Raw genomic sequence first — 7,073 nt, forward strand, 5'->3', positions numbered from 1 at the left:
GCGTGCTGCGCCGCTGCCTGCCCGCCGTCGCGCCGCTGCCGCGCTCGGTCCGGGTCGCCGTCCTCGGTAGCTACACGACGTCCCAGTTCGCGGCGCTGCTGCCGCTCGCGGCCGCGCGGGCGGGCGTCGCCATCGAGACCTACGAGTGCGGCTACGGGCAGTACCGCCAGGAGATCCTCGACCCCGGCAGTGGGCTGTACAGCTTCGCGCCGGACGTGGTCGTGCTCGCCGTGCACGCGGGCGAGGCGGCCCTGCCCGCCGTCGCCGACGAGCCGGACGCCGCCGTCGCCGCCGAGGTGGGCCGCTGGACGGCGCTGTGGGAGACGATCCGTGCCCGCTGTGGCGCCCGGATCGTCCAGCACACCTTCGCCGTGCCCGGCGAGGTCGCCCTCGGGCACCTGGCGCTGCGTACCGGCGGTGCCCGCCCGACCCTGCTCGCCCGGGTCAACGCCGAGCTCGGCCGCGCCGCCCGGGATGGGATCGGCCTGGTCGACTGCGAGCGCCTCGCCGCCGACGTCGGCAAGCGGGCCTGGTTCGACGCCCGCTACTGGCATCGCGCCAAGCAGGCGGTGTCGCTCGCGCAGGTGCCGCTGCTCGCCCGGCACACCGCGGCGGTGATCGGCGCGCAGCTCGGGATGAGTCGCAAGTGCCTGGTTCTCGACCTGGACAACACCCTGTGGGGCGGTGTTCTGGGGGAGGAGGGGCTCGCGGGCATCGCGCTCGGCGACGGCGCCGTCGGCGAGGCCTTCGCCGCCTTCCAGGACTACGTCGTCGAGCTGAAGGACCGCGGCGTCGTGCTCGCCGTCTGCTCCAAGAACAACGAGGCCGACGCGCGGGAGGCGTTCGAACGCCACCCCGGCATGCGGCTGCGCCTCGACGACATCGCGATGTTCAGCGCCTGCTGGGACGACAAGCCGACCCAGCTCCGCCGGATCGCCGCCACCCTCGGCCTCGGCCTCGACGCCCTCGTCTTCGTCGACGACAACCCGGCCGAGCGCGAGGCGGTGCGCCAGCTCGTCGGCGAGGTCGATGTCCTCGCGCTGCCCGCCGACCCGCACGGCTACGTTCGGGCGCTCGCGGACTACCCGTTCTTCGAAACGGCCGCGCTCACCGCGGAGGACGCCGCGCGGACGGCGACCTACCGGGCCCGGGCCGAACTCGCCGCCGCCGAAGCCGCGGCCCCGTCGCTGGCGGAGTTCCACCGGGGGCTGGACATGACGGCCACCGTCGTCGGGCTCGACGAGCTGACCCTGCCCCGGGTCGCCCAGCTCGTCGGCAAGACCAACCAGTTCAACCTGACCGGGCGCCGTCGGAGCGCCGACGAGATCGCCCGGCTGGCCGCCGATCCCGGCACGGCCGTGCTCTGTGTTCGCCTCGCCGACCGGTTCGCCGACCACGGCCTCGTCGCCGTGGTCATCGCGGTCCAGACGGGCGACGCCCTGGCCGTCGACACCTGGCTGATGAGCTGCCGGGTGATCGGCCGGACCCTCGAGGACGAGGTCGCCGGGCTGATCCTCGCCGAGGCGCGCCGGCGCGGGCTCGCCCGGGTCGTCGGCGAGCACCGGCCATCGGCGAAGAACGCCCTGGTCGCCGGCCTGTACGAACGCCTCGGCTTCACCCGGGTGGACGCGCCGGACGAGCCGTCCGCGCCGGGCACGACCCACTGGTCCCGTGCCGCGGACGCGCCGTATGCGCCGCCTGCCCTGATGCGCGTCGTCGTCGTGGCGGCGGCCGGCGTCGACCCGGCCGGGTCCGACCGGCCGGACGGGTCCGACCGGCCGGGCGTGCCGGGCGCCGAGCTGTCCTCCCACGTGTTCGCCCAGACGCGGCCGCAGGACCGCAGGATGGAAGAGGTGCAAAGGTGATCGTGCAGGATCGACTCCAGCAGATCTTCCGGGAGATCTTCAGCGACGACGACCTCATCGTCTCCGACACGATGACCGCCGAGGACGTTCCCGGCTGGGACTCGCTCGCGCACATCAACCTGATCTACGCCGTCGAGCGGGAGTTCTCGATCCAGATCGCCGACGACCGGCTCGCCAGCTTCGCCACCGTGGGTGACATGCGGGAGCACATCGAGGAGCTCAGCGGTGTCCACTGAGGCCGGCCCCGCCCGCAACGGGGCGGCCCCCCGCGAACCCGGGAGCCCCCCGTCCACGCCCAACGGTTCCGCCGCTCACGGCCCGGGCCCGGTAACCACCACTGACGATGACGCGCCGGGAACCGCCGCTCACGGCCCCGGCCCGGAGACCGTCGGTCCCGCGATCGGGGCACCCGCCCCGCCGATCGCGGCGCCGGACGACGTCACCGCCGCGCCCGCCCCGACCGCCGCCGAGACCGATCGCCGGGAGGCGTCCGAGCTGGGCCTGCGGGAGATCCTGCGGGAGGACTTCCGCCGGCACTACGGCTCGTTCGCCCACCCGGGCCTGCACGTGCTCGCCGTCTACCGCCTCGGGCAGTGGCGGCGCACCCGGCGCCAGCCGCTGCGCGCCGTGATCACGGTGGTCTACAAGGTGCTCAACAACCTCGTCATCCGGAACCTCTACGGGGTCGAGCTCTCCGAGAAGGCGCGCCTCGGCCGACGGGTCCACATCGGCCATCACCAGACGATCCTCATCCCGCCGTTCTGCGAGATCGGCGACGACTGCACGCTGCGGCACAACCTGACCATCGGCTACGCCGGCGGGTCCGCGTCGCCGCGGGACGTGCCGAAGGTCGGCGCCAGGGTCGAGCTCGCCCCCGGCGTCCACCTCCTCGGCGCGATCACTATCGGTGACGACGCCCGCATCGGTCCCGGCTCGATCGTGATGACGGACGTGCCCGCCGGCTCCACCGTCTTCGCCGCGCCCGCCCGCGTCATGCGGCCCCCCAACCGCTGACCGCCTCGGTTGCGCGCGGCACCGGGGACCAGGTCGGGCGGATCGCCCGGTTCGGGGCTGCGGTTGGACGCGTGGCGCGGTTCCGCGGTCCCGCGGTCCCGCGGGAAATCAAGATCACTCGAGCTGAGCGCTGCGGCGGCCGTTGTCCGTCCTCTTCCGGTGACGGCGGATGACGGTGCTCTAGCGCCTTGTGGCGGGACGTGCCGACCGCGTGGGGCTCGGGGCCGCCGCGGGATGTCGGCGGCCGGGGGGCGGAGTCGGGTCGGTACGGTTTGAGGCCGGACCGTCTGGCCCGATCGGGCCACCCCGCGGCCGACAGGGAGAGGACTCGCGGATGAAGGTGCTCGTGACGGGCACGGAGGGGTACCTCGGGTGCCTGCTGGCGCCCGAGCTGATGCGCGATGGCCACGAGGTCATCGGGGTCGACACCGGCTACTACAAGTACGGCTGGCTGTACCGCGGGACGGACCGGACCCCGCTGACCCTCGACAAGGACCTGCGCCACCTCACCGTCGACGATCTTGCCGGCGTCGACGCCGTGGTGCACATGGCCGAGCTGTCCAACGACCCGCTGGGCGCGCTCGCACCGGATGTCACGTACAAGGTCAACCACCTCGGTTCGGTGCGGCTGGCGAATCTCGCCAAGCAGGCCGGCGTCGAACGGTTCGTCTACATGTCCTCGTGCAGCGTCTACGGCGTGGCGACCGGCGAGGACGTCACGGAGACCTCGCCGGTCGACCCGCAGACCCCGTACGCCGAGTGCAAGGTCTACGTGGAGCGCGACGTTGCCCCGCTGGCCGACGACTCCTTCTCGCCGACCTTCCTGCGCAACGCCACCGCCTACGGCGCCTCGCCGCGGCAGCGGTTCGACATCGTGCTGAACAACCTCGCCGGCGTCGCCTGGACGACGGGTGAGATCGCGATGACCTCGGACGGCACTCCGTGGCGCCCGCTGGTCCACGGCCTCGACATCGCGAAGGCGATCCGCCTCGCGCTGACCGCGCCGCGCGACGTCGTCCACAACCAGATCTTCAACGTGGGCGACAGCGAGCAGAACTACCAGGTCAAGGAGATCGCCGACGCGGTCGCCAGCGTCTTCACCGGCTGCAAGCTGAGCTTCGGCGACAACGGCGGCGACAACCGCAGCTACCGGGTGTCGTTCGACAAGATCGCCAACACCCTGCCCGGGTTCTCCTGCGACTGGAACGCGCTGCGCGGCGCCCAGCAGCTCCACGAGGTGTTCAGCCGCATCCAGCTCGACGCGGAAACCTTCACCGGCCGCGGGCACACCCGGCTCAAGCAGCTCCAGTACCTGATCGGCACCGGGCAGCTCGACGCCGACCTGTTCTGGGCGCATCCGTGATCGTCACCCCGACGGCGATCGCCGGGGTGTGGATCGTCGACGTCGAGGCGTTCACCGACGCCCGGGGCCTGTTCGCGCGGACGTTCTGCGCCGAGGAGTTCGCGGCCGCCGGGCTCGCCGTCGAGGTGGCCCAGTGCAGCGTTGCCTACAACGCCACCGCCGGCACGATCCGCGGCATGCACTGGGCCGGCGAACCGGTGCGCGAGACCAAGCTGGTCCGCTGCACCCGCGGCGCGCTGCTCGACGTCGTGGTCGACCCCCGACCCGACTCGCCGACATATCTGCGCCACGTCGCGGTCGAGCTGTCCGCCGACAACCACCGTGCGCTGTTCATCGACGCGGGGCTCGCGCACGGTTACCAGACGCTGGCCGATGCCACCGAGGCGACGTACCAGATGAACGTCGCCTTCACGCCGGGGCACGACCGCGGGCTGCGCTTCGACGACCCGCGCCTGGGCGTCGCCTGGCCGCTGCCAGTGTCGGTGATCTCCGACAAGGACCGGGCCTGGCCGCTGCTCTCGGACGGACCGGCCGGGGGATCCGGGGCATCCGGGGCTTCCGGGGGGCCGCTCGGGCTGCCGGGCAACGGTGCGGCGGCGTCAGCGGCGGCGGATGCCGACCATGAGAAGGCTCACACCCCCGGCGCCGCCGGCGTCACAGTCTGAATCCGTTGTCGTTGCCACCACCCCCCGTTGTCTGATCACTCTCGGGGCCTGCGAAACTCAACGCCGGCGAGGATGCGGGCGCTACTGTCGGGCCCCGGAGGGCGACGCGGCACCTGACCCCGGTGCCGTGAAGATCAGGATTTTTCTTGGGCCGCCACATCCCTGCGCCGGATGTGCGGTCACCACCCCGCTCGGCTCGCTGGGCCGACCGGGATCCCGCGTCCGGCCCGTCGGGCTGTGCACCAGGCACCGACGCGGGCCAGATCGATGCCGACATCTCACCCAAGGGGAGCGCATGTCATCCGGAAACCCGTCCCAGGGCGGTAGCGGAACCGTCGCGGCCGACGCGAACCAGTCACCGGCCACCTCCGGCGGCATCGCCACGCCGGTCACCGCATGCCGGTCCTGCGGCGGGGCCGCCCCGAAGCTGTTCCTCTCCCTGGGGTCGACGCCCATCGCGAACCGGCTGGTGCGCGCCGACGCCCTCGACGCCACCGACCCGTCGTTCCCGCTCGAGGTCGGCTTCTGCGAGTCCTGCGCGCTGGTCCAGCTCACCCACGAGCTGCCCGCATCGGAGATCTTCGACGAGGACTACCCGTACTTCTCGTCGTTCTCGGACATGCTCGTCCGGCACGCCGAGAAGCACGTCATCGACCTGATCGCGAGCCGCAATCTCGGCCCGGACAGCCTGGTCGTCGAGGTCGCCAGCAACGACGGCTATCTGCTCAAGGCGTTCGTCGAGCGGGGCATCCCGGTGCTCGGCATCGAGCCGACGCCGGGCCCGGCCGCCGCCGCCCGGGCGGCCGGGGTGCCGACCCGCGAGGAGTTCTTCGGCGCGGACCTCGCCCGCCAGCTCGTCGCGGAAGGCCTGCGGGCCGACGTGATCATCGCGAACAACGTGATGGCCCACGTCCCCGACCTCAACAGCTTCGTCGAGGGCTTCTCGATCCTGCTCGCCGACGGCGGCCTCGTCGACGTCGAGAACCCCGGCGTGGGTGCCCTGCTGGCCCACACCGAGTTCGACACGGTGTACCACGAGCACTTCTGCTACTTCTCCACCATCGCGGTGGACGCCCTCATGCGCCGCCACGGCCTGGCGCTCGTCGGCGTCCAGGAGTTCCCCGAGCTGCACGGCGGGACGCTGCGCTGGAGCATGCAGCACGCCGTGACCGCCGACCCGGACGAGTCGGTCGCGGCCGTGCTCGGCGCCGAGCGGGCCGCGGGCCTCGACTCGTTCGCGCGGTACGCCACCTTCGGCGACGACGTGCGCACCGTGCAGGAGGAGCTGGTCGCGCTGCTGCGGTCGCTGCGAACCGAGGGGAAGACGGTCGCCGCCTACGGCGCCGCGGCCAAGGGCGCGACGCTGCTGAACTCCAGCGACATCACCACGGACCTCATCGACTTCGTGGTCGACCGCAACGTCCACAAGCAGGGCAAGTACATCCCCGGGGCACGGCTGCCGATCCTCGACCCCGCCGTCCTGCTCGAGCGCCAGCCCGACTACCTGCTGCTGCTGGCCTGGAACGTGAAGAAGGAGATCATCGCCCAGCAGGAGGAGTACGCCGCGCGCGGCGGCTCCTTCATCGTGCCGGTACCCCGGCCGGTCGTGCTGTAGGCGGGTCCTGCATCGTGGTGTGGGGTCGTCGTCATCTCCGCCCGCGGCCATCCGGGTCGCGGGCGCCGGGCCGGCGTCGTCGGTCGGGAGAGCGAGCATGACGGACATCGAGCTGGACCTGCGGTCCTCGGGCTGGCCCGAGGATCCGCCGCCCGAGGACTCGCGCCCCGTCGAGCAGACCCCGCACGCCCCCCGGCCGGGTGCGCCGGCGCCGGACGGATCTCCGGCGGCCGGCGGCCAGCGCGGCCCGGCACGCGCCTACGATTCGGCGTTCGTGGGCTTCGAGGTGTCCTCGGCGATCCCGCCGGAGTCCTGGGCCGACCCCGCCCCGCCCCGCGCGCCCGCGCCTGCCCAGGCGTCGCCGGCTCACCCTCGGCCGCCGGTTTCCCGAGATCCCCGTCCCGGCTTTGGAACTGGCCCGGACGGGCGTCCGATGGCGGCCCCCGTGGGCCCGCCCGCCGACCGAACGGGACCGGCCCCGGGCGGGCGACAACCCGACCCCCCCGGCGTCGGACCGTGGGGTCAGCCGCCGGGGCACCCCGGCATGCCCG

General features: G+C 73.0%; 6 protein-coding genes and 1 pseudogene. All 7 read left to right on the forward strand.

Annotated features, from left to right (window positions below; all coding sequences use genetic code 11):
* Positions 1-1,865: HAD family hydrolase (locus tag ND748_RS21185; protein WP_251747735.1), on the forward strand; the 1,865-nt coding region annotated here is incomplete at its 5' end.
* Entirely contained in the window at positions 1,865-2,101 is a 237-nt protein-coding gene (locus tag ND748_RS21190) for an acyl carrier protein (protein ID WP_251747740.1), read from the forward strand. The genes ND748_RS21185 and ND748_RS21190, both read left to right, overlap by 1 nt.
* Positions 2,091-2,879: a serine acetyltransferase gene (locus ND748_RS34715; RefSeq protein ID WP_251747736.1), complete on the forward strand. Its 789-nt coding sequence runs from the start codon at positions 2,091-2,093 to the stop codon at positions 2,877-2,879. The genes ND748_RS21190 and ND748_RS34715 overlap by 11 nt, the downstream gene beginning before the upstream one ends.
* A gap of 334 nt (positions 2,880-3,213) precedes the next feature.
* Positions 3,214-4,242, forward strand: a complete 1,029-nt coding sequence (locus ND748_RS21200) for an NAD(P)-dependent oxidoreductase (protein ID WP_251747737.1) — start codon at positions 3,214-3,216, stop codon at positions 4,240-4,242.
* Positions 4,239-4,907: a dTDP-4-dehydrorhamnose 3,5-epimerase family protein gene (locus ND748_RS21205; protein ID WP_251747738.1), complete on the forward strand. Its 669-nt coding sequence runs from the start codon at positions 4,239-4,241 to the stop codon at positions 4,905-4,907. The genes ND748_RS21200 and ND748_RS21205 overlap by 4 nt, the downstream gene beginning before the upstream one ends.
* Positions 4,908-5,202: 295 nt before the next feature.
* Positions 5,203-6,522 carry a class I SAM-dependent methyltransferase gene (locus tag ND748_RS21210; protein WP_251747739.1) on the forward strand — a complete coding sequence of 440 codons (1,320 nt, stop codon included), beginning with the start codon at positions 5,203-5,205 and terminating at the stop codon, positions 6,520-6,522.
* A 97-nt stretch (positions 6,523-6,619) separates the two neighbouring features.
* Positions 6,620-7,073, forward strand: a pseudogene (locus tag ND748_RS21215) (hypothetical protein); the annotation flags it as partial.

The organism is Frankia sp. AiPs1, assembly GCF_023716945.1.
Taxonomy (GTDB): domain Bacteria; phylum Actinomycetota; class Actinomycetes; order Frankiales; family Frankiaceae; genus Frankia.

Bases quoted from the DNA above. Each gene is read 5' to 3' on its own strand.
- ND748_RS21200 (WP_251747737.1), top strand. From the start codon at position 3,214: ATGAAGGTGCTCGTGACGGGCACGGAGGGGTACCTCGGGTGCCTGCTG.
- ND748_RS21210 (WP_251747739.1), top strand. From the start codon at position 5,203: ATGTCATCCGGAAACCCGTCCCAGGGCGGTAGCGGAACCGTCGCGGCC.